We start from the raw sequence: 20,252 nt of genomic DNA, 5'->3' as shown, positions 1-20,252 counted from the left end.
TATGCAGGCAGTTTCACAAAAAAAAACTGTAGAAACACCGACAATATACCGAATATTATTTGCGATTAGCTTCGGACATTTTTTAAATGATTCGATGCAAGCAGTTGTGCCGGCGTTGTTTCCTATTTTGGAAAAAACGATGAATTTATCCTATATGCAAGTAGGGTGGATTGCGTTTGCGTTAAATATGACGTCATCGATTATGCAACCGGTGTTTGGTATGTATTCAGATAAGAAGCCGTCACCATTTTTATTACCACTCGGCATGTTTTCGAGTATGCTTGGAATGATTGGACTCGCGTTTGCACCAAACTTTATTATTGTTATTATTTCTGTTTTATTTATTGGCTTAGGTTCTGCAGTCTTTCATCCAGAAGGCGCTCGTGTTGCGTATATGGCGGCAGGTGCAAAACGAGGGTTAGCGCAAGCGATTTATCAAGTTGGGGGAAACACGGGGAATTCCTTAGCTCCCATTTTTACAGCGCTAATTTTCGTTCCGCTTGGTCAAATTGGTTCTTTAGGTTTTACAGCATTTGCAGCAGTAGGAATTATATTATTAATTTTCGTATCGAATTGGTACAAAAATGAATTAGCAACCGGCGCTGTAAGAAGGAAGAAGAGAGCTGCACTTGAGGCGGAAAATGCAATTGTAAGTACACACATTAAATTCGTTATTATACTTCTTGTTTTTCTTACTTTTGTGCGCTCTTGGTACGGTGCCGGTATCGGGAATTTCTATCAATTTTACTTAATTGAGCATTATGATTTATCTATAAAAAATGCCCAGTATTTCGTATTCGCATTTATGATTGCTGGTGTGTTAGGAACTTTCTTCGGAGGACCGTTAGCAGATCGATTTGGTAAGAAAAACATCATCGTATTTTCAATGTTAGGTTCAGCGCCACTTGCACTGTTATTACCACATGTCTCACTTGTGTGGGTCGTACCTTTATTTTTATGTATCGGTTTTATTAGTTCAAGTAGTTTTAGTGTAATTGTTGTATACGCGCAAGAGCTTGTTCCGGGAAAAGTAGGGATGGTATCAGGTCTAATTGTAGGTCTTGCGTTCGGCCTTGGTGCTCTAGGTGCTGTAGTACTAGGAAAGTTAGCTGATATATATAGCCTTCAGTTCATTATGATATTATGTAGTTGTTTACCGTTAATTGGACTTACTTCATGGTTATTACCAAGTGATAAGAAAACGATAGAATAGGGGATGTACTATGAAATTATGTGAAAACGTAACAGAATTAATAGGAGATACACCTGTCGTCCGATTATCTAAATTTATTCCGGAAGACGCAGCGGATGTGTATGTGAAGCTAGAAATGTTTAACCCATCACGTAGTGTGAAAGACCGTGCTGCTTATAATTTACTTCATGTTGCAGAAGAAAATGGTCTCATTAAACCAGGGGATACAATTATTGAACCGACAAGTGGGAATACAGGAATTGGTTTAGCGATGAACGCAGCTGCTAAAGGGTATAAAGCGATTTTAATTATGCCAGACAATATGTCAAAAGAGCGTATTAATTTATTGAAAGCATACGGGGCAGAAGTAGTTTTAACACCAGCAGAACAAAGAATGCCAGGAGCAATTGCGAAGGCGTTAGAACTGCAAAAACAAATACCGAATAGTTTTATCCCGCAACAATTTGAAAATCCAGCTAATCCGAATATTCACCGTTATACGACTGCACTTGAAATTTACGAACAAATGGATGGAGAGCTTGATGCTTTTGTTGCAACGGCAGGAACAGGCGGAACGATTACAGGGACTGGTGAAACGTTAAAAGAGAAATTACCAAACTTATATATTGCAGTAGTGGAACCGAAAGGATCTCCCGTTTTATCAGGTGGTGTACCAGGTCCTCATAAACTAGTAGGAACAAGCCCAGGATTTATTCCGAAAAACTTAAATACAGAAGTGTATAACGAAATTATTCAAATTGCAGACGAAGAGGCTTTAACGACAATGAGAAACTTAGCTAGACAAGAAGGCTTATTAGTAGGGCCGTCTTCAGGAGCTTCTGTGTACGCAGCAATTATGATAGCGAAGCGCCTAGGCGCTGGTAAAAAAGTTTTATGTATTGCACCTGATACTGGTGAACGTTATTTGAGTATGGGGTTATTTGAATAAAAATGATAGAAACCCCTTAATGGTGAAATAGAGCTATTAAGGGGTTTGTTTTAGGGGATTAAGAGGGGGAAAGCACGATGAAACTATTAAAACCAACGCATAAATATAGTGAACAAATTATAGAGTATCGGGAGGCTTTTTTACATGCAGGAGAACAACCACACGGTAGTAGCTCTTTACAAAATTTTGATTCCCTAGCTGAATGGTTTGAAAAAGTGAGTATACAAGAAGTAGGAGAAAACTTACAAGCGAATCGAGTGCCATCTAGTCAGTTTTTAAGTTTTGAAAAAGGGGAACTTATAGGTTTTGTGAATATTAGACATAGATTAAATCCAGAATTATTAAGGGAAAGCGGTCATATTGGATATAGTGTCCATCCGAATAAACGTCGCCACGGTTACGCTACGAAACAACTAAAGCTTGCATTAACTGAAGCGCAAAAATTAGGATTGCAGAAAGTATTAATAACTTGCGATAAATCCAATATCGGTTCTGCTAAAACGATTCAAAAGGTTGGCGGTGTGTTAGAAAATGAGGTAGTTTCTTCTCGTACTGGTGAAGTTGTTCAGCGTTATTGGGTAGAAATTTGATTAAGTGTGAATTTGAAAAGGTAATATAATATGCAATATCGAAATAGATAAATGAAGAGTAAGGGGAGTACTGCAGTTTTAGGGGGGGATGAAATGGGATTAAGAGAGAAAGCGATAGAAATGTCGGAGATTTATAGAAAAAACCCGAAAATCGAAGCTATTATTTTAGCAGGTTCAGTAGCTAGAAAATTAGAGGATGAACATTCAGATATTGAATTACATATTTTATGGTCGGAACCACCAGAGGATGAGGATCGTAAAGAGCCTATTAATCATATTGGTGGAAAAATTTTATCATATTATCCTTACGAGGAAGAAGAATGGTCGGAGACGTATTTGACGAAAGAAGGAATTAAACTAGAGATTAGTAATTTTTTAACAGTGACCGTAGAAAAAATTATTTCAGAAGTTGTAGAGCGGTATGATATCAATTATGAGAAACAATGTATTGTATCATCCATTCATGATGGTGTGAGTTTGTATGGAGAAGTGAAAGTACATACTCTAAAAGATAGAGTTGAAGCGTATCCAGAAGAATTGGCGCAAAAAATGATTGCAGAAAACCTTTGGTTAAGCAATCGTTGGCATAATCGAGAGGCTCTTTTAAAACGAAAAGATTGGCTTATGCTATATGATGTTATTTGTGAAGTTCAAAGAAATATATTTGGAGTCTTATTTGGTCTGAACCGCATGTACGTGCATCATCCTGCATTTAAATGGATGCCATATAATGTGGAACGAATGGGGATTAAGCCTGAAAATTTATATGAGCGTATGGCGAATATTTTAATAGGACATCCAGAGAATAGTGTGAAAGAGTTAGAATTGTTAATGGGAGAGGTATTACATTTAGTAAAACAATATACTCCAGAATTAAATATTGCGGAGCAACAAAAACGCATTCAATATGCAAAGTAAAAACAAAAGATGTAACAACGAGTTACATCTTTTGTTTTTTTATTTTACTAATTTTCCTAGTACAGGTAAACGTTGAATACGATTACCAAGAATATGTGAAGCGAGTCCACTCGTTAATACGAATAAAAGGTAAACAAGCCCTCCTGCCGCACCACATATAAATACAATGAGCAGTGATTCGATATAAGATTGGCCAGGAATAATCCAGCTTATAATTGCTTTTAATGCAATTACAACAGCAGACATTGCTGCGGAGTATATCGTAATAAGAAATACTGTTTTCACCGTTTCACCAATTTTAAATTTCGCAAACTTAATGATGCAATACAACATAATAATATTCGAAACGAGGTATCCGAGAATTGTTCCAAGTACAGCACCGTGTCCACCGAATAAGTGTAAAAGTGGTATGTTTACTACAATCTTCACAAGAATACCGATTGAGAATGCAATCATTGTTTTTCTTTGATAATCAATGCCTTGTAATATAGCTGCAGAAACTGTGAAAATCGCACCTAATATAGCAGAAGGTGCAAATGAAATTAAATATTGTGATCCATCAAGTGCAATTTTAGGATCTACATAAATCATTCGAAATGCATCGTAAGCGATGCTAGCAAGACCAAATGCAGCTGGGATAGTGAAGAATAACAATACTTGGAATATCTTTGAAATTTGTTCTTGTAATTCTTCTAGTTTTCCGCTTGTAAATGATTTCGTTATAGCCGGAATAATTGTTAATGAGAATCCAGTTGCAAGTGAAGCCGGAATCATAATTAACTTTTGTGCATAGTTCGTTATATAAGCGAAAACTGCATTCGCGGTTTCTAAAGGCTCTCCCATCGCTCTAAGGACATCAGCTACGGTATATTGATCTACTAACGTATAGAGTGGAATTGCAATACCCACAAATACAATTGGGATTGCATATCGAAGTAATTCCATATAAATATTTCGTAATGGAATATCGGATGCCCTTGACTTTAATTCACCTTCAGGAGGCTTTAATCCGTTATACTTTTTCCAGTACAGCATTAAAATAGAGACGCTGGCAAGTGCCCCGATAACAGCACCGAATGTAGCAACAGCAACAGAAGAGGCTACGGAACCTCCTAATATTTTGGAAACGATGAAGCTACCAACTAAAATGAAAACAACGCGTGCGATTTGTTCTACGACTTGAGAAACAGCACTTGGTTTCATATGTTGAAAACCTTGGAAATAGCCGCGTGTAACACTCATAGCCGGTACGATAATAAGTGCGAAACTTAATGCTCGCATTGTAAGTGTTACGTCAGCGATAAATTGTGGATTTGGCGTTTTAGAGCGAATAATAAATTGTGATATGTAAGGCGCTCCAATAAATAAAATTAAAAATCCTAAAAAGCCCATAAATAGCATTAATTTTATGCTCGAGCTATACAATTTTTTACTTGTACTATAATCACCGAGTGCATTATGTTTTGCAACAAATTTGGAGACGGCAATAGGAATACCGGCAGTTGAAAAGCTTAATAAAATACCATACCAAGTATATGCATATCCGTATAAAGCGACCCCTTGTGTTCCAACTAATAATTGAAAAGGGAAGAAGTATATAAAACCTAAAATACGTGAAATCATTGTTGCACCGCTTAGTAAAGCAGTACCTTTTAAAACTTTTGAAGTAGACAAAATTTGTTCCTCCTACTCATGTTGCCTTGCATGTATCTCGCTCTTTGAGGGCAGTAAGACTCCTACCTCAAAATGAGGCTGGAGAAAGAAGTTAAGTGGAAGCCCTGCTACTACGAGTAAACGCAAAATTGGTGAAACTTTAATCAGTGGGGCATCCTCCGCTGATTAAAGTTTCACTTTACCGTATACTACTATAAACCTGTTAGAGAAGTTAATACAGTATAAACCATATAAGTTCAAATACTATTCATACAAAAGTCATATTTCAAATTTTTAAATAGAATATAAGACATAAAAACTTAAAATATAAGTTGACACTATTTTTAATGTGTGATAAAAATGATAGTAATCAATTCGGAAAATAATATTTGGGCAATGAAAGGGTATAGTAATGAAAATCTCCCTATTTCAGAGAGCTGATGGTTGGTGTGAATCAGTATATAGATTATTCATGAAGTTCGTCCTGGAGCATCTTTCATAAATCTCACATTATGAGGAAATGGAAGACGGTAGTTTATACCGTTATCAAATAAAGTGGTGAAGATTTTTTCACAACTAGGGTGGTACCGCGATATTTATCGTCCCTACGTATTTACGTAGGGACGTTTTTTATTTAGGTCCTAACTTTGCTGTGGCTTCATAACTAGGGTGGTACCGCGATATTTTATCGTCCCTACGTATTTACGTAGGGACGTTTTTATTTAGGTCTTACTTTTGTTGTATCTTCATAACTAGGGTGGTACCGCGATATTTTTGTCGTCCCTACGTATTTACGTAGGGACGTTTTTTTATTAGGGAGGAAGTGAACGTATTAGAAAAAAGTATTGATAGAACAATATAAACACCAAATTATAAAACAGAAAAAGATAAAGAGAGGAGATTAACAGATGAATTCACAGCAATGGACATCGAAATTAGGTTTCGTATTAGCTGCAGCAGGTTCAGCAATTGGTCTTGGGGCGATTTGGAAATTCCCATATATGGCCGGCATCGGAGGAGGCGGCGCATTCTTCCTTATTTTCATCGGTTTCACATTATTAATTGGTTTACCGCTATTATTAGCCGAATTCGTTATTGGGAGAAGTACACAAAAAGAGGCCGTTGATGCGTATAGAGAAATCGCACCGAAAACGTTATGGCCGTGGTTAGGTAAATTAGGAATTGTAACATGTTTCATATTACTTTCTTTCTACAGTGTTGTAGGAGGATGGATTTTATTATATTTATGGAATGCAATTACAGGTAGACTATGGGAAGGAAATGGGGCGTACGAAGCTACGTTCGGTGAAATCATTTCCAATCCGTATTTAGCAGTCGGATCACAACTATTATTCATCCTTATTACTATTTTCATCGTAAGTAAAGGTGTACAAAATGGTGTTGAAAAAGTAAATAAATATTTCATGCCAGCACTATTCGTTTTATTCTTTGTCTTAATTGTTCGTGCACTTACATTAGACGGTGCTGGTGAAGGAGTTCGCTTCTTCTTACAACCTGATTTCTCAAACGTAACGTCAGAAATTATTTTATATGCGATGGGGCAATCGTTCTTCTCATTATCTGTCGGTGTAGCCGTTATGGTAACGTATAGCTCATACTTACCGAAAGAAGAAAGTTTACCGCGTTCAGCATTTTCTATTGTAGCTTTAACGCTCGTTATTACATTACTTGCAGGACTTGCGATATTCCCGGTTGTATTCGCATTTGGAATGGAACCATCTCAAGGACCAGGATTATTGTTTATCGTATTGCCAGCTATTTTCAGTAAAATGGCGTTCGGAAAATTATTCTTCATCGTTTTCTTATTACTATTCTTCTTTGCTACTATTACATCAGCAATTTCGATGTTAGAAATTAGCGTTGCATCTTTAACTGCAAAAGGTAAAGGGAAACGTGAAAAAATGGCTTTAATCGTTGGATTATTAATCTTCGTTGTTGGAGTACCATCAGCATTATCATTTGGTATATTAAGTGATCTGAAGATTTTTGGAAAGACTATTTTTGATTTATCGGACTATGCAGTTAGTAACGTATTAATGCCGCTTGGTGTTCTATTAGTTTCTATCTTTGTTCCTTTAAAAATGAAGAAAGATGTATTAATGAAAGAGCTTGGTGTAAGTAAAAATAAAGGCTATAAACTATTCGTATTATGGTTATTCTTACTTCGCTATATCGCACCAATTGCGATTATTATCGTATTCCTAAATGTGCTTGGAATTATTTAACAAAAAAGGTAGCGTATCGTTATATGATACGCTACCTTTTTTATCCTTTTATTTGCCGGGCAGTAAGACCCCCACCTCAAAACTCAGCGAAAGCGAAGAAGTTAAGTGGGGGATGGGCACCCCCCACTGATTAAAGTTTCACCTTATTTTGCTCTTTTTTGCAGTTCATTTACTGTGACGAATTGATATCCCTCTTTAGATAAAGAGTCTAAAATACCTTCAATGGTCTGTAAATTTTCATTAGATTTATCATACATAGGGTGTAATAAAATGATAGAACCTGGTTTTACATTTTTATTAACGTAGTCAATTTTATCAGCTGTAGATTTATAAAAAGTATCAGGCTCAAGATCCCACGTAATCGTTTCGATATTATTTTTATTTAAATAATAGGGTAGCCCAATTAATTTTTTTCCGTTAGGGGGTCTAAAATCAATTTCGTCTGTAAATCCTGTTTGCCGGATTAATGAATTCGTTTTTTCTATTTCATCTTTAATAAAAGAAGGTGTTTTGAAAACCATTCTATTATGAGAATATGTATGGTTTCCAAGTTGGTGCCCAGATTGCGTGATAGCTTCTCCTAATGATAGATTTTTCTCTAGTTCATTTCCAATTAAAAAGAAAGTAGCTTTAGCGTTGTATTTATCCAGTAAAGGTAATATTTGTTTTACATTGTTAGTAGGGCCATCATCAAAAGTTAAAGCGATTACTTTTTCATTTGTTTCTACGCGTTGTGTTAAATCTCCAAATAATTGAAAGTTTCTTGCGTTCATCAATTTGTATGTTCCGAATAATACTGTGATAATAAAGAATAGTGTAACGATTGTAATGATAATTTTTTTCTTCATAATGTAACCTCACAATGATTTTTGATTTGATTAAAAAGTATTATATCAAACTAAGTAATTTCGTGCTTTAAGAAGGGTGTGGATGCAAGGAGAGGAAATTTATCATATAATAAAATGCAAAAGGTATATTAGGAGGTGTTTATATGGCGATTATAATTCAATTGCCAGACACTGCAACGTCTCATGCAAAGCCAAGTATGGAAATGGCGATACTTTGCGTGAGGTAGACAAGTAATATACAATCGCCTAAATGAGCTCGTATCATTTTTTATATTTGGCTTTGCACCTTATTGAAATGAACCATAAAAAATAAGGGGCGAGCAGAAATGAAATACGTAAAGGCTGCGGCAGTTTTACCAGAAAGTTTAATTGCTGAAATTCAAAAGTATATACAAGGTGAAACAATTTACATTCCAAAACAAGAAACGAAACATTATAAATGGGGTACACGATCTGGAGGAAGAAAACAATTAGATGAAAGAAATAACGCGATTAAAGCAGCATTTAAAAGCGGAATTGCTATTCATCAACTTGCAGAAGAATATTTTCTTTCTGGGGAAACGATTAAAAAGATTGTGTATTCTAAATAAGAGGAAAAGAGTCTGATTCATATATTACTTTGAATCAGACTCTTTTTGTTTTATATGTATTGGATATATGAGGTGTGAACGGGCATGATAATAGAAAAAATGTGCCGTTTTTTTTATTAAATGGTATACAGAGCACTTGAAAAGTAGAAAGGTGAACATATATGAATCATATTGGACAAATAACGATAGAGCTTTTAGTTGGTTTTTTTGTTCTATTAATTGCTACAAAAATATTAGGGAAAACACAAATATCTCAGCTAACGCCCTTTGATTTTATTTCTGCAATCGTCCTAGGTGAGCTCGTTGGAAATTCAATATATGATCCTAAAATTAAAGTATGGTCTATTTTGTATTCAGTATTTGTTTGGGTAATTTTAATTTATACTATAGAAGTGATAACACAAAAAATAAGGGGAACAAGAAGGTTTTTTGAAGGATATCCTTCAATTATTATTCGTAATGGAAAGATTGATCGTGAACAATTAAGCGTAAATCATTTGGATATAAACCAATTACAACAAATGCTTAGGCAACAAAAAGATATATTTTCAATTCGAGAAGTTGAGTATATGATATTGGAACCTAACGGAAACATAAGTGTATTGAAAAAAAGTAAATATGGATCTCCTACTATAAATGATTTAAGTTTAAAACATAAGCCTGTATACTTACCGATTTCATTAATTAGTGATGGGAAAGTAGTTAAGGATAATTTGAGGGAAGCAGGTTTTGATGAAGGATGGCTTTATAAACAAATAAAGCAAAAAGGAATTACTAAATTTGAAGACGTATTATATGCAGAATGGAAAACAGACGATGGTTTCTTTTGTCAGGAAATGCAGCGGTAGAGAATAGGCGATGTATGTAATGTTTGTTTCTAAGTTATCTTTTACATATCAAAAAACTGAATCATTGTATACAATAAAACTAGATCAACAATTTGTATGGAGTGATAAAGATGGAAGCGTTTATTAGAAGTGATCAATATAATTTTATAAAATCACAAGCTTATATTTTAGCAAACGGGCATGCAACGGCAAATGATAGAGGAGTAATTCAAGCGTTAAAATCACTTGCAATTGAAAAGATAATACATGTATTTGAGAATGTAACGGATGAACAGAAAGAGTTAATTGATACGGTAGTAACGGTTAAAAATAGAGAAGATGCAGAAGCGTTTTTAATGAAAATAAATCCGTATGTAATTCCGTTTCAGGAAGTTACAGCACAAACGTTAAAAAAATTATTTCCTAAGGCGAAAAAATTAAAACTTCCTGATATGGAAGAACTGGATATGAAAGAAGTATCCTATTTAAGCTGGATTGATAAAGGATCCAGTAGGAAATTTATTATAGCGAAAAATGATAAAAATAAGTTTGTTGGTCTGCAAGGAACTTTTCAAAGTTTAAATAAAAAAAGCATTTGTTCATTATGTCATGGGCATGAAGAAGTAGGAATGTTTTTAGTGGAAATTAAAGGTGATATACCAGGAACTTTCGTTAAAAAGGGAAACTATATTTGCAAAGATGGTGTAGCTTGTAATCAGAATATGAAATCACTTGATAAATTGAACGATTTTATTGAACGATTGAAGAAATAAAGAAGGAACCTCTAGTATTTAAACTGGAGGTTTTTATTTTTTGAAGAAGTAATAATAGGCTTCTTTTGTAGCTGTAAATTTATAAAAAAAGTTGGGTCATTTATAATGAAATTAGATAAAAATATCTATTTGGATACAGTTGCTTATATGCAAGGAGGAAAAAGATGAATTACATTTCACCGAAAGAAGAAATGTTAAAAGCGAAACGGTGGCCTAAAGATACGATAGCGGCAGGTCGTGGTCATACCGTTGCTCTTAAATTGGATGGCACGGTAGTAGCAGTGGGGCGAAATAAAGAAGGAGAATGCAATGTAAGCAGCTGGTGTGATATTGAAGCAGTCGCAGCGGGTAATGTTCATATGGCGACGAACACGGGTAATGCACATACAATCGGTCTTGCATGTGACAGTACTGTGGTAGCTGTGGGTTGGAATAAGCATGACCAATGTAATGTACACGATTGGCATAATATTGTCTCGGTTGCGGCGGGATGGCGTCGTACTATTGGCCTTAAATTGGATGGTACGGTAGTGGCGGTGGGCCGAAATAAAGAAGGAGAATGCAATGTAAGTGGCTGGCGAGATATTGTGGCGGTTGCGGCGGGTGACTGGCATACAGTCGGTCTTAAATTGGACGGTACAGTGACGGCAGTGGGGAATAATCGATATGGCCAATGCAATATAAGCAGCTGGCGAGGTATTGTATCGGTCACAGCGGGTTATCTTCATACTGTTGGTCTTAAACGAGACGGAACGGTGACGGCAGTGGGGAATGGTAAACATAACCAGTGTGACGTGAGTGGTTGGAGGGGTATTGTAGCAATAGCAGCTGGTACGAATCATACAATCGGTCTTAAATCAGACGGAACGGTGGCGGCAGTAGGTTGGAATGAGTATGGCCAATGTAATGTAAGTGATTGGCGAGATATTGTAGCAATAGCGGCTGGTTGTGCACATACGGTCGGACTTAAATCAGACGGAACGGTGGTAGCGGTAGGTAATAATGAATTTGGCCAATGCGATGTAGGTAGCTGGAGCGGTATTCTCCTGCCGGGTAATTAGTTTTTTACGACTGGATGATTCAACCGTTTTATTCGTCTTAATATTTGTAGGGCAATCAAAATATTAAAATGCTAATAAATATCCAGTAATATTATTCTATTTCGGGAGTAAGTATGGAATAAGATATGTGGAATATAATAAACCTTAATTTTGCTGAATAAGATAAGAATCCTTTTCAAAATGGATTCTTATTTTTTTTTGTTAAATGAGGGTTTATATGACATTTTTGAACAAGTTTTATTTCACAGTTACAGTAGGAGACGTAGTTTAAAAGCATAAGAAGAGGTGAAGAAATGCTTAAAAGATTTTTGCTTTTTTTACCAAATTTTCTACTTGTATGTATCGTACTCTATATAACATATACAACTTCTTTAGTTTTGGACAGATGTTAGTAATTTCAATTGCAATTGGAATCATTGGTACTCTTGTTATAAGAATTTGTACGGATGTATTTATGTTCATCAAGTGGGCAATTAAACAAAGGAAATCTTGAATATGTTTAATAACTATTAGGAGAAGATGAAATGACAAATAAAAAGAATAGAGTGAAAAACGAAATAATAATTTGGACATTAACAGCGATTGGTTTTGTAATTGTATGGTACCTGTTTCAAAGATAAAAATGCATCGTACTTGTAAAGAAAGCACGATGCATTTTTATTATTTTTTTTGCCAATTTTCTTTAATAAAATCTTCACGACCAGATTCCTTTTGCTCAGTAGCATATTTCTCTGGGTTCTTTTTATAGAAATGTTGGTGGTATTCCTCTGCTTCGTAAAAAGGTGCAGCAGGACGAATTTCAGTCACGATTGGATCTTTAAACATACCGTTTTCTGCAAGAGCTTGTTTTGATTTTTCAGCAAGCGCTTTTTGTGTTTCGTTATGATAAAAAATAGCGGTACGATAAGATGGACCACGGTCAAAAAATTGTCCGCCATCATCAGTTGGATCGATTTGTGGCCAATATAAGTCTAGTAATTTCTGATAAGGAAAAATAGAAGGATCGAATGTAATTTGAACAACTTCTAAATGTCCAGATGTTCCAGCTTTTACTTGTTCATATGCTGGATTTTCTATATGACCTCCTGCATAGCCAGAAAGCACTTTATGAATACCTGGAAGTTCATCAAATGGTTTTACCATGCACCAAAAGCAACCGCCTGCGAAGGTTGCGAGTTCGTATGTTTTTTCGGACATTACTGTAATCCTCCTAAATGTATATATTTTATATAGTATTATATAAATTGTTTTATTGCGCAATAAAAAAGATTTGAAAATATATGTTTTTTATAAACAAGATCCTCCGCTCACATCAATTAATTGTCCAGTAACCCAGCGGCTGTCTGGAGAAGCGAGAAATGCAGCAGTATCGGCAATGTCTTCTACTTCACCTAAGCGATTGAAAGCGGAAATAGTAGTAGCGTACTGCTTCATCATCGGGTCGCTCAAGAGTTCTGCATTCATATCTGTTTTAATAAATCCTGGAAGTATTGCATTCACCGTTATTCCTCGTGCTCCAAGCTGTTTTGCTAGCGTAAAAGTCATTGTATTAATAGCGCCTTTCGTCATACTATATGCAACGAAATCAGGTAAAGAAATGCGGGTCGCAGCGGATGAAATATTAATAATTCGGCTATTGTCACGTAAACGTGGCAGTGCTTGTTGAATGATAAAGAATGGTGCTTTTGCATTTACTGAAACAATTCTATCAAAAAATTGTTCAGTCGTTTCTTCAATAAAAGCACCAGGACCAATGCCGGCATTGTTTATTAAAATATCAAATTGTGTTTCACCAGTGCACTTTTGTAATTCAGTATCTAAAGCGTTATAAAGGTTTTCTACACCGTGTAAGGATTCTAAATTTGCGCCGATAGAAAAAGCTTGGCCACCATTTGATCGAATTTCATGAACAGTTTCTTCAGCGTCATCTTTTCGATTACCGTAATGAACAGCAACCAATGCACCGTCATTTGCTAAACGTTTAGCAATAGCACGTCCAATTCCTCGGCTTGCTCCTGTAACTAACGCTACTTTTCCTTTTAACATATTATTCTCATCTCCCCATAAATTTTATATGTTTGTCAGTAGTTTTTCTTTATGTAGTAATGCGAACATACTTAAGTAATATATGAGTATGTGTAAGAAGTTCATTCCGATTTTGTTTTGAGAAAAAATAAATAGATTTCTAGTAAATAGAATGAATTTTATTTTTTTCTAAAAAACATGTTGACAATGAAAAGAACCGCGTCCTATAATACGTGTAACAAATAAAAGTTAATTAAGAATTTTCTAACTTTATATGTTGTATATGCAAAGAAGAGGAAAGTAGATGATTATGATCGTTTCAGAGAGCTACTCCTAGGCTGTGAGAGTAGTAGCAATCGAATCATTGAAGATCACCTCGGAGCATCGCTTGCGAAAGGGAAACTGAGTAGAGGGCGGCGGCATCGTCTCCGGTAAAAGGACGGGGGTCTGATTGGACCTACAGAGCTTATATTTCGCGAGAAGTATAAGGAAGCTGAGTGGTAACGCGAAACTCTCGCCTCAGCAATCAAAGCTACTAAGTTGTAGTAGTTGATTGCTGAGGCGAGAGTTTTTCTTTTATAAAAATAGAATAAAAGAATGCGTGGAAGAGGAGAGTAAATGATATAGATTGTTTCAGAGAGCTGCCCCAAGGCTGTGAGGGTAGTAACAATCGAATCATTGAAGATCACCTCGGAGCACTACTTTTGAAAACTAGTAAAAAGTAGCGGAATTGTTTCCGATAGAAAAACAAAAGTCTAATTGGACTTGCAAAGCTTATATTTCGTGAGAAGTGTAAGGAAGCTGAGTGGTACCACGATTCCCTCGTCTCAGCAATGGATTGCTACAAGTATGTACGTAATCGATTGTTGAGATGAGTATATTTTTAAGATTTATATACTGAATATTCTGTTAAAATACTTATCTCAGCAATCGATGTAGAAATAGATTGCAAAAATAGAGAGAAAAAAAGAGGAGCGATGTGAGATGGGTAACCAGTACATTTATATGAATGGGGAATTTGTAGAAAAAGAAAAGGCAGTTGTTTCAGTATATGATCACGGTTTTTTATATGGAGACGGTGTATTTGAAGGGATTCGTAGTTATGGAGGAAATGTATTTTGTCTAAAAGAACATGTGAAACGATTATATGAATCGGCGAAATCTATTTTACTGACGATTCCAATGCCGGTAGAAGAAATGGAAGAAGCCGTTTTACAGACACTTCAAAAAAATGAATACGCTGATGCCTACATTAGATTAATTGTTTCAAGAGGAAAAGGGGATTTAGGGCTTGACCCGAGGAGTTGCGTGAAACCGAGCGTAATTATTATTGCAGAACAATTAAAGTTATTCCCTCAGGAATTTTATGATAATGGACTAAGCGTTGTATCTGTAGCATCAAGACGTAATACGCCAGATGCATTAGATCCACGTATTAAGTCAATGAACTATTTAAATAATGTACTTGTAAAAATTGAAGCAGCGCAAGCAGGCGTACTCGAGGCGCTTATGCTTAACCAACAAGGATATGTTTGTGAAGGGTCTGGAGATAATGTTTTCATTGTGAAAGATGGAAGAGTGCTAACACCTCCTTCGTATTTAGGGGCGCTAGAAGGTATTACGAGAAATAGTGTTATCGAGTTATGTGAGCGTCTTAATATCTCGTGTGAGGAAAGGCCATTTACTCGCCATGACGTATATGTAGCAGATGAAGTGTTTTTAACAGGAACGGCAGCAGAGTTAATTCCAGTTGTAAAAGTTGATTCTAGAGAAATTGGAGATGGGAAACCAGGAAGTGTAACGAAACGATTAACTGAAGAGTTTAAAAAATTGACGAGAGAAAGAGGAGTACGTGTTCCAGGACTGGCGGAAAGTTTAGCGTAGAAAGGGAGAGGAGTTAATCGAAATGGAGGAACAGTATACAACATGTGAGAAATTACAGTGCGAAGAAGTGACAGGTGCCGGACACGTTATTCAATGCTTGAAAAAATTAGGTGTAACGACTGTTTTCGGTTATCCGGGCGGAGCGATTTTGCCAGTATACGATGCGTTATATGGAAGTGGATTGAAGCACGTTTTAACTCGTCATGAGCAAGCTGCCATTCATGCGGCTGAAGGGTATGCGAGAGCTTCTGGAAAGGTCGGGGTAGTCTTTGCTACCTCTGGGCCAGGAGCGACGAATTTAGTTACGGGCTTAGCAGATGCTTATATGGATTCGATTCCTTTAGTTGTTATTACAGGGCAAGTTGCAAAATCTCTCATCGGAAAAGACGGATTTCAAGAAGCAGATGTTGTCGGGATTACAGTACCTGTTACGAAGCATAATTACCAAGTTCGTGATGTGAATCATTTATCACGTACTGTACAAGAAGCTTTTTACATCGCCGAAAGCGGGCGACCAGGACCAGTATTAATTGATATTCCAAAAGATGCTCAAAATGAAAAGGTAACAAGTTTTTATAATGAAGTAATTGAGATTCCAGGATACAAAATAGAGCCTATGCCAGACAGTAGGAAGCTTAGAGAAGTGGCTAAAGAAATTTCAAAAGCTAAACGCCCACTTCTATATATTGGAGGAGGCGTCATTCATTCAGGTGGATCTGAAGAACTCATCAAGTTTGCGAGGGAGAACCGTATTCCTGTCGTTTCCACTTTAATGGGACTTGGTGCATATCCGCCGGGAGATTCATTGTTTTTAGGAATGCTCGGCATGCATGGAACGTATGCTGCAAACATGGCAGTCACTGAATGTGATCTACTACTTGCTTTAGGTGTTCGCTTTGATGATCGTGTAACAGGAAAATTAGAACTCTTTTCTCCGCATTCGAAAAAGGTACATATTGATATAGATCCTTCGGAGTTCCATAAAAATGTAACTGTGGAATATCCGATTGTTGGAGATGTGAAAAAAGCGTTACACATGTTGTTGCATATGCCAATTCGTACACAAACAAATGAATGGCTTACGAAAATAGAGGAATGGAAGGAGGAATATCCTCTTTCCTACAATCAAAAAGAAGGTGAGTTAAAACCACAGCATGTTATTAGTCTAGTAAGTGAATTAACGAACGGTGAAGCGATTGTTACGACAGAAGTAGGACAGCATCAAATGTGGGCTGCACATTTTTATAAAGCGAAAAACCCACGGACTTTTCTAACATCTGGCGGACTAGGAACGATGGGGTTTGGTTTCCCGGCGGCAGTTGGTGCTCAGCTTGCGAAAGAAGAAGAACTCGTCATTTGTATTGCAGGCGATGCTTCTTTTCAAATGAACATTCAAGAATTACAAACAATTGCTGAAAATAACATCCCTGTAAAAGTATTTATTATAAATAACAAATTTTTAGGGATGGTAAGGCAATGGCAAGAAATGTTTTATGAAAATCGTTTGTCAGAATCAAAAATTGGATCGCCAGACTTTGTGAAAGTCGCAGAAGCTTATGGAGTGAAAGGATTAAGAGCGAAAAATTCAACCGAGGCGAAACAAGTGATGTTAGAAGCATTTGCTCATGAAGGTCCTGTCGTAGTTGATTTTTGTGTAGAAGAAGGTGAAAACGTATTTCCGATGGTTCCGCCAAACAAAGGGAATAATGAAATGATGATGAAGAGGTGGGAAGAATGAGTCATACTTTTTCACTAGTTATCCATAACGACCCAAACGTCTTATTACGCATAAGTGGAATTTTTGCTCGGCGTGGTTATTATATTTCTTCATTAAATTTAAATGAAAATGAAATGGAGTTAACAACAGTTTGTACAGAACAAGAAGCAACATTACTCATCAGTCAGCTGAAAAAATTAATCAATGTACTACAAGTAAACAAATTATAAGGAGTGTATGGAATATGAAAACGTATTATGAGCAAGATGCAAAAGTAGAGTTATTACAAGGGAAGACAGTTGCGGTAGTCGGATATGGATCTCAAGGTCATGCCCAAGCACAAAATTTACGTGATTCTGGTGTGGAAGTTGTAGTTGGTGTTCGTCCTGGTAAGTCATATGAAGTAGCGAAAGCTGATGGGTTTGAAGTAATGTCCGTTTCAGAAGCGGTTCGAACCGCACAAGTTGTACAAATGTTATTGCCGGATGAACAACAAGCACATGTTTATAAAACAGAAGTAGAAGAGAATCTTCGTGAAGGACAAATGTTACTTTTCTCACATGGATTTAATATTCACTTCGGACAAATTAATCCGCCAAGTTACGTAGACGTAGCGATGGTCGCACCAAAAAGCCCAGGTCATCTCGTTCGCCGTGTATTCCAAGAAGGAAATGGTGTTCCGGCATTAGTTGCAGTGCATCAAGATGCAACCGGCACGGCATTACATGTAGCTCTTGCATATGCAAAAGGTGTAGGTTGTACACGTGCAGGTGTAATTGAAACGACATTCCAGGAAGAAACAGAGACAGACTTATTCGGTGAGCAAGCTGTGCTTTGCGGCGGAGTAACTGCACTTGTAAAAGCTGGTTTTGAAACGTTAACGGAAGGCGGATATCGTCCTGAAATTGCATACTTTGAATGTTTGCATGAATTAAAGTTAATTGTTGATTTAATGTACGAAGGTGGATTAACGAACATGCGCCATTCTATTTCAGATACGGCAGAGTTTGGAGATTATGTAACAGGATCAAGAATTGTTACAGATGAAACGAAGAAAGAGATGAAACGAGTACTTACAGAAATTCAGCAAGGTGAATTCGCGAAAAAATGGATTTTAGAAAACCAAGCAGGTCGTCCAACATACAACGCGATGAAAAAAGCAGAACAAAATCATCAGTTAGAAAAAGTAGGAACAGAGCTTCGTGAAATGATGAGCTGGATTAAGGAACCAGAAAAGAAAACGTTAGTAAAGAAATAGATTAAGAGAATATAAGTGAAAAATACGTAAGAGGGGATTTGACAAGATGAGAAGCGACATGATTAAAAAAGGTTTTGATAAAGCGCCACATCGTAGTTTATTAAAAGCAACTGGTTTGAAAGATGAGGATTTTGATAAGCCGTTTATTGCGATTTGTAATTCTTTTATTGAAATTATTCCAGGGCATAAGCACTTGAACGAGTTTGGGAAACTTGTAAAAGAAGCCGTTCGTGCAGCAGGTATGGTACCATTCGAATTCAATACAATTGGAGTAGACGATGGTATTGCGATGGGACATATCGGTATGCGTTATTCGCTTCCGAGTCGTGAAATTATTGCAGATTCAGTAGAAACGGTTGTAAATGCACATTGGTTTGACGGCATGATTTGTATCCCAAACTGTGACAAAATTACACCAGGTATGATGATGGCATCTCTTCGTATTAACATTCCGACTGTGTTTGTTTCAGGTGGACCGATGGCAGCTGGGAAAACATCTAAGGGGGAAGTTGTTGACCTTAGTTCTGTTTTTGAAGGGGTAGGAGCTTATCAATCTGGGAAAATTTCAGAAGAAGAATTAAAAGATATTGAAGATCATGGCTGTCCATCTTGTGGCTCTTGTTCCGGCATGTTTACAGCGAACTCTATGAACTGTTTATGTGAAGTATTAGGTTTAGCCCTTCCTGGAAACGGTAGTATTTTAGCAATTGATCCAAGACGTGAAGAGTTAATTAAACAAGCAGCAGAGAAACTGAAAATTTTAATTGAAAGAGATATTAAGCCGCGTGATATTGTAACAGAAGAAGCAATTGACGATGCTTTTGCACTTGATATGGCGATGGGTGGATCAACGAATACAGTATTACACACGCTAGCACTCGCACAAGAGGCAGGGCTAGATTATGATATGAGCCGTATTGATGCTGTTTCAAGACGTGTACCGCATTTATGTAAAGTAAGTCCAGCTTCTAACTGGCATATGGAAGATATTGATCGAGCGGGCGGAATTAGTGCAATCTTGAAAGAGATGAGCAGAAAAGAAGGGGTACTTCATTTAGACCGTATTACGGCTACTGGGCAAACATTAAGAGAAAACATTGCTCATGCAGAGATTAAAGATAAGGAAGTGATTCATTCTCTTGAAAACCCTCATAGTGAAGAGGGGGGCTTACGTATTTTAAAAGGAAATCTAGCGAAAGATGGAGCGGTTATTAAAAGCGGGGCAACCGAAGTAAAACGATTTGAAGGACCTTGCGTTATTTTTAATTCACAAGATGAGGCATTGGCTGGCATTATGCTTGGGAAAGTGAAAAAAGGAGATGTAGTTGTCATTCGTTATGAAGGGCCAAGAGGCGGACCGGGTATGCCTGAAATGTTAGCACCAACATCAGCAATCGCTGGAATGGGATTAGGTGCTGAGGTTGCATTATTAACGGACGGACGTTTCTCTGGAGCTTCACGTGGCATTTCGGTAGGGCATATTTCACCAGAAGCAGCTGCGGGTGGAACAATCGCACTACTTGAACAAGGGGATATTGTATGTATTGATGTTGAGGAACGCTTGCTAGAAGTAAGAGTGAGTGATGAGGAATTAGAAAAACGTAAAAAAGAATGGAAACGACCAGAACCGAAAGTGAAAACGGGCTGGCTTGGACGATATTCTCAGATGGTAACATCGGCGAATACAGGTGCAGTTTTAAAGGTGCCGAATTTTGATTGAG

General features: G+C 36.8%; 18 protein-coding genes, 1 pseudogene and 3 other annotated features. Of the genes and pseudogenes, 15 read left to right on the top strand and 4 right to left on the bottom strand.

The window, feature by feature from the left end:
• Position 1: 1 nt before the first annotated feature.
• The 4 genes from A6J74_RS07955 (at position 2) to A6J74_RS07940 (ending at position 3,649) form a co-directional block, all read left to right on the top strand.
• A complete protein-coding gene (locus A6J74_RS07955) occupies positions 2-1,213 on the top strand; it encodes an MFS transporter (protein ID WP_001149404.1) in 1,212 nt (403 codons plus the stop codon).
• Positions 1,214-1,223: 10 nt separating this feature from the next.
• Entirely contained in the window at positions 1,224-2,141 is a 918-nt protein-coding gene (gene cysK / locus A6J74_RS07950; RefSeq protein WP_000762271.1) for a cysteine synthase A, read from the top strand.
• A gap of 77 nt (positions 2,142-2,218) precedes the next feature.
• Positions 2,219-2,731, top strand: coding sequence for a GNAT family N-acetyltransferase (locus A6J74_RS07945; RefSeq protein ID WP_000771309.1), 513 nt, complete (start codon positions 2,219-2,221; stop codon positions 2,729-2,731).
• A 93-nt stretch (positions 2,732-2,824) separates the two neighbouring features.
• Positions 2,825-3,649 (top strand): DUF4037 domain-containing protein, encoded by an 825-nt coding sequence (locus A6J74_RS07940; RefSeq protein ID WP_000524270.1) that lies wholly within the window; start codon positions 2,825-2,827, stop codon positions 3,647-3,649.
• Between the two features lie 39 nt (positions 3,650-3,688).
• On the opposite strand, the gene A6J74_RS07935 is transcribed toward A6J74_RS07940, so the two are convergent.
• A complete protein-coding gene (locus A6J74_RS07935; RefSeq protein ID WP_000107898.1) occupies positions 3,689-5,323 on the bottom strand; it encodes a putative polysaccharide biosynthesis protein in 1,635 nt (544 codons plus the stop codon).
• Between the two features lie 366 nt (positions 5,324-5,689).
• Positions 5,690-5,912: a binding site (T-box leader), on the top strand.
• 298 nt (positions 5,913-6,210) lie between these two features.
• Between A6J74_RS07935 and A6J74_RS07930 the strand changes: the two genes are divergently transcribed.
• Positions 6,211-7,548: a sodium-dependent transporter gene (locus tag A6J74_RS07930; protein WP_001088192.1), complete on the top strand. Its 1,338-nt coding sequence runs from the start codon at positions 6,211-6,213 to the stop codon at positions 7,546-7,548.
• Between the two features lie 143 nt (positions 7,549-7,691).
• Here A6J74_RS07930 and A6J74_RS07925 read toward each other — a convergent pair whose 3' ends face one another.
• Positions 7,692-8,396, bottom strand: a complete 705-nt coding sequence (locus A6J74_RS07925) for a polysaccharide deacetylase family protein (protein WP_000726868.1) — start codon at positions 8,394-8,396, stop codon at positions 7,692-7,694.
• A 326-nt stretch (positions 8,397-8,722) separates the two neighbouring features.
• Here A6J74_RS07925 and A6J74_RS07920 point away from each other — a divergent pair, with 326 nt between their 5' ends.
• The 5 genes and pseudogenes from A6J74_RS07920 (at position 8,723) to A6J74_RS07895 (ending at position 12,140) form a co-directional block, all read left to right on the top strand.
• Positions 8,723-8,986 (top strand): CD3324 family protein, encoded by a 264-nt coding sequence (locus tag A6J74_RS07920; protein WP_000878303.1) that lies wholly within the window; start codon positions 8,723-8,725, stop codon positions 8,984-8,986.
• A gap of 161 nt (positions 8,987-9,147) precedes the next feature.
• On the top strand, positions 9,148-9,834 hold the full coding sequence (locus tag A6J74_RS07915) for a DUF421 domain-containing protein (RefSeq protein ID WP_001015540.1): 687 nt from the start codon (positions 9,148-9,150) through the stop codon (positions 9,832-9,834).
• Between the two features lie 110 nt (positions 9,835-9,944).
• Positions 9,945-10,586 carry a FusB/FusC family EF-G-binding protein gene (locus A6J74_RS07905; protein WP_000387083.1) on the top strand — a complete coding sequence of 214 codons (642 nt, stop codon included), beginning with the start codon at positions 9,945-9,947 and terminating at the stop codon, positions 10,584-10,586.
• Between the two features lie 164 nt (positions 10,587-10,750).
• Positions 10,751-11,647, top strand: coding sequence for an RCC1 domain-containing protein (locus A6J74_RS07900; protein ID WP_001106793.1), 897 nt, complete (start codon positions 10,751-10,753; stop codon positions 11,645-11,647).
• Between the two features lie 293 nt (positions 11,648-11,940).
• Positions 11,941-12,140 (top strand): annotated as a pseudogene (locus A6J74_RS07895) (hypothetical protein).
• A 167-nt stretch (positions 12,141-12,307) separates the two neighbouring features.
• Here A6J74_RS07895 and msrA read toward each other — a convergent pair.
• Positions 12,308-12,844 carry a peptide-methionine (S)-S-oxide reductase MsrA gene (msrA, locus tag A6J74_RS07890; protein ID WP_001291855.1) on the bottom strand — a complete coding sequence of 179 codons (537 nt, stop codon included), beginning with the start codon at positions 12,842-12,844 and terminating at the stop codon, positions 12,308-12,310.
• A gap of 90 nt (positions 12,845-12,934) precedes the next feature.
• The gene (locus A6J74_RS07885; RefSeq protein WP_000911812.1) at positions 12,935-13,693 is read right to left on the bottom strand and encodes an SDR family oxidoreductase; all 759 of its coding nucleotides are present in this window, start codon (positions 13,691-13,693) and stop codon (positions 12,935-12,937) included.
• Between the two features lie 258 nt (positions 13,694-13,951).
• Positions 13,952-14,197, top strand: a binding site (T-box leader).
• A 68-nt stretch (positions 14,198-14,265) separates the two neighbouring features.
• Positions 14,266-14,505 (top strand) — a binding site (T-box leader).
• Between the two features lie 151 nt (positions 14,506-14,656).
• Here A6J74_RS07885 and ilvE point away from each other — a divergent pair.
• From ilvE to ilvD, 5 genes are read left to right on the top strand one after another with little or no spacing between them, the layout of a single operon-like run.
• Positions 14,657-15,556 carry a branched-chain-amino-acid transaminase gene (ilvE, locus tag A6J74_RS07880; protein WP_000528149.1) on the top strand — a complete coding sequence of 300 codons (900 nt, stop codon included), beginning with the start codon at positions 14,657-14,659 and terminating at the stop codon, positions 15,554-15,556.
• Positions 15,557-15,578: 22 nt separating this feature from the next.
• The gene (gene ilvB, locus A6J74_RS07875; RefSeq protein WP_000392596.1) at positions 15,579-17,294 is read left to right on the top strand and encodes an acetolactate synthase large subunit; all 1,716 of its coding nucleotides are present in this window, start codon (positions 15,579-15,581) and stop codon (positions 17,292-17,294) included.
• Entirely contained in the window at positions 17,291-17,503 is a 213-nt protein-coding gene (locus A6J74_RS07870) for an ACT domain-containing protein (protein WP_000019908.1), read from the top strand. Before ilvB ends, A6J74_RS07870 begins: the two co-directional genes overlap by 4 nt.
• A 14-nt stretch (positions 17,504-17,517) precedes the next feature.
• Positions 17,518-18,531, top strand: coding sequence for a ketol-acid reductoisomerase (gene ilvC / locus A6J74_RS07865; protein WP_000861155.1), 1,014 nt, complete (start codon positions 17,518-17,520; stop codon positions 18,529-18,531).
• Positions 18,532-18,577: 46 nt separating this feature from the next.
• Positions 18,578-20,251, top strand: a complete 1,674-nt coding sequence (gene ilvD / locus A6J74_RS07860) for a dihydroxy-acid dehydratase (protein WP_001255831.1) — start codon at positions 18,578-18,580, stop codon at positions 20,249-20,251.
• The last annotated feature ends 1 nt before the right edge of the window (position 20,252 follow it).

The organism is Bacillus sp. FDAARGOS_235, from assembly GCF_002073415.2.
Taxonomy (GTDB): domain Bacteria; phylum Bacillota; class Bacilli; order Bacillales; family Bacillaceae_G; genus Bacillus_A; species Bacillus_A toyonensis.
Note: the sequence above shows the minus strand (reverse complement) of the source record. Positions and strands in the feature narration are given on the sequence as shown.

What these genes read in the sequence shown, in the direction of transcription:
- A6J74_RS07945 (WP_000771309.1), top strand. Translation starts at nt 2,219, where the DNA reads ATGAAACTATTAAAACCAACGCATAAATATAGTGAACAAATTATAGAG.
- A6J74_RS07930 (WP_001088192.1), top strand. Translation starts at nt 6,211, where the DNA reads ATGAATTCACAGCAATGGACATCGAAATTAGGTTTCGTATTAGCTGCA.
- A6J74_RS07870 (WP_000019908.1), top strand. Translation starts at nt 17,291, where the DNA reads ATGAGTCATACTTTTTCACTAGTTATCCATAACGACCCAAACGTCTTA.
- A6J74_RS07885 (WP_000911812.1), bottom strand. Translation starts at nt 13,693, where the DNA reads ATGTTAAAAGGAAAAGTAGCGTTAGTTACAGGAGCAAGCCGAGGAATT.
- A6J74_RS07940 (WP_000524270.1), top strand. Translation starts at nt 2,825, where the DNA reads ATGGGATTAAGAGAGAAAGCGATAGAAATGTCGGAGATTTATAGAAAA.
- cysK (WP_000762271.1), top strand. Translation starts at nt 1,224, where the DNA reads ATGAAATTATGTGAAAACGTAACAGAATTAATAGGAGATACACCTGTC.
- msrA (WP_001291855.1), bottom strand. Translation starts at nt 12,844, where the DNA reads ATGTCCGAAAAAACATACGAACTCGCAACCTTCGCAGGCGGTTGCTTT.
- A6J74_RS07925 (WP_000726868.1), bottom strand. Translation starts at nt 8,396, where the DNA reads ATGAAGAAAAAAATTATCATTACAATCGTTACACTATTCTTTATTATC.
- ilvD (WP_001255831.1), top strand. Translation starts at nt 18,578, where the DNA reads ATGAGAAGCGACATGATTAAAAAAGGTTTTGATAAAGCGCCACATCGT.
- ilvB (WP_000392596.1), top strand. Translation starts at nt 15,579, where the DNA reads ATGGAGGAACAGTATACAACATGTGAGAAATTACAGTGCGAAGAAGTG.
- A6J74_RS07905 (WP_000387083.1), top strand. Translation starts at nt 9,945, where the DNA reads ATGGAAGCGTTTATTAGAAGTGATCAATATAATTTTATAAAATCACAA.
- A6J74_RS07900 (WP_001106793.1), top strand. Translation starts at nt 10,751, where the DNA reads ATGAATTACATTTCACCGAAAGAAGAAATGTTAAAAGCGAAACGGTGG.
- A6J74_RS07955 (WP_001149404.1), top strand. Translation starts at nt 2, where the DNA reads ATGCAGGCAGTTTCACAAAAAAAAACTGTAGAAACACCGACAATATAC.
- ilvC (WP_000861155.1), top strand. Translation starts at nt 17,518, where the DNA reads ATGAAAACGTATTATGAGCAAGATGCAAAAGTAGAGTTATTACAAGGG.
- ilvE (WP_000528149.1), top strand. Translation starts at nt 14,657, where the DNA reads ATGGGTAACCAGTACATTTATATGAATGGGGAATTTGTAGAAAAAGAA.
- A6J74_RS07920 (WP_000878303.1), top strand. Translation starts at nt 8,723, where the DNA reads ATGAAATACGTAAAGGCTGCGGCAGTTTTACCAGAAAGTTTAATTGCT.
- A6J74_RS07915 (WP_001015540.1), top strand. Translation starts at nt 9,148, where the DNA reads ATGAATCATATTGGACAAATAACGATAGAGCTTTTAGTTGGTTTTTTT.